1 protein-coding gene and 1 pseudogene are annotated in these 1,698 nt (G+C 74.7%); one reads left to right on the top strand and one right to left on the bottom strand.

The genetic code is table 11. The annotated features are described in order from the left end of the window. Positions 1–173: 173 nt before the first annotated feature. Complete coding sequence (locus ESO86_RS16480) at positions 174–959, top strand: SDR family NAD(P)-dependent oxidoreductase (RefSeq protein WP_129235906.1); 786 nt, start codon at positions 174–176, stop codon at positions 957–959. A gap of 18 nt (positions 960–977) precedes the next feature. Here the strand turns inward: ESO86_RS16480 and ESO86_RS19350 are convergent. After that, a pseudogene (locus ESO86_RS19350) lies at positions 978–1,698 on the bottom strand (hypothetical protein); the annotation flags it as partial.

Raw genomic sequence — 1,698 nt, 5'->3', positions numbered from 1 at the left:
AGCTCGGCGACGCGCTCGTCGAGGTCGACCTGGTGACGGGCGCGACCCGGCGCGTCCTCGAGCTCACCGCGCCGTCCTGCGTGGTCCCGATCGACTGATCCGGCCGCGCCGCGCGGCGGGCGAACGGCCCGCGCCCCTGCCGGACGGCACGCGCCGGTGCCTAGGATGACGCCATGACCCTTCCCTCCGCCTGGAACCTCGACGGACGCGTCGCGATCGTGAGCGGCGCCGGCAGCCCCGAGGGCATCGGCTTCGCGACAGCGAAGGCGCTCGGCGAGCTCGGCGCGGGCATCGTGCTGACGGCGACGAGCGAACGCGTGCACGAGCGTGCCGAGGAGCTCCGCCGCCTGGGCATCACCGCCGTCGGGCTGACCGCGCGCCTCGACCTCGAGGAGCACGTGGACGACCTCGCCGCGGAGCTCGCGGCAGGAGGCATCCGCCCCACCATCGTCGTGAACAACGCCGGGATGATCGCGACCGGTGACCCCGAGATGCTGCACGGCGACGCGACCATGACGCTCGCCGACTGGAACGCGAGCCTCGCCATGAACCTCACGACGGCGTTCCTGCTGACCCGGGCGATGATGCCCGGCATGCGCGAAGCCGGCTGGGGGCGCGTGGTCTGCGTGTCGAGCGTCTCGGGCCCGCTCATGGCCTCACGCGGCGACGTCGGCTACGCCACCGCGAAGGCCGGCATGCTCGGGTACGTCCGCGCGCTCGCGGTCGACGAGGCGCTGTCGGGCATCACCGCGAACGCCGTGGCACCGGGCTGGATCGCGACCGCGAGCCAGCTCCCGAGCGAGGCCGAGGAGGGCCTGCTCGTCCCGGTCGGTCGCAGCGGCCGCCCCGACGAGGTCGCATCGGCGATCGCGTGGCTGGCGAGCCCCGGCGCGTCGTACGTCACCGGGCAGTTGATCGCGGTCGACGGCGGCAACGCGGTCGCCGAGGAGCGCCGCTGACGGGGTGCGCCGCCGGCCTCACCAGCTCGTGACGAGCAGGTGCTGCACGACGAGCGCGAAGGCGAGCTGCCCGGCGAAGCCGGCGCGACGCCACCGCTCGGTGAGCAGCGCCGTGCCGACGAGCAGCCACGGCACGAACGGCAGCCAGATGCGCTCGACCTCGGCCTTGCTCATCTGCGAGAGGTCGGCGGCGACGATCGTGGCGGCCGCGGCGAGCGCGAGCACGATCACGACGCGTTCGGGGCGCGCCTCGGAACGCCACCCGAGCGCTCGCGCACCGGCGGTCGCGACCGCGGCGCCGACCAGCGGCCCCGCGCTGATCGCCAGGGCGGCGAGGTTGCCCCACACCCAGTAGGTGAACTGGCGGCGACTCGCGACGCCGTCCCAGTAGCGCTCGACGAGCACGGGGAACGCCTCCCACCAGAGGAATCCGAACGCCGCGAACGCGAGCACGACCGCGAGCGCAGCGGCGGCCGCGATGGGGAGCGGCCGCCAGTCGCGGCCGAGCGCGAGCACGGCGAGCGCGAGGATGCCGAGGATCGGCAGGCCGTACGACATCATCACGCAGTACCCGAGCAGCAGGCCGGCGAGCACGCTCCAGGCGGCCATCGCGCCCGATCGGCGCGCGGTCGCGGCGAAGCCGAGGGTGCAGAGCCCCCACGCGGCGACCGCGGCGAACATGCCGTCCGCCGAGACCGCGAACCAGATCGCCGCGGGGCCCATCGCCAGGAACGGCGCG

The sequence above is a fragment of the Agromyces binzhouensis genome, assembly GCF_004135055.1.
GTDB classification, from domain to species: Bacteria; Actinomycetota; Actinomycetes; order Actinomycetales; family Microbacteriaceae; genus Agromyces; species Agromyces binzhouensis.
Note: the sequence above shows the minus strand (reverse complement) of the source record. Positions and strands in the feature narration are given on the sequence as shown.

Excerpts from the sequence above, each read along its gene's own strand:
- ESO86_RS16480 (WP_129235906.1), top strand. The coding sequence starts at position 174 with ATGACCCTTCCCTCCGCCTGGAACCTCGACGGACGCGTCGCGATCGTG.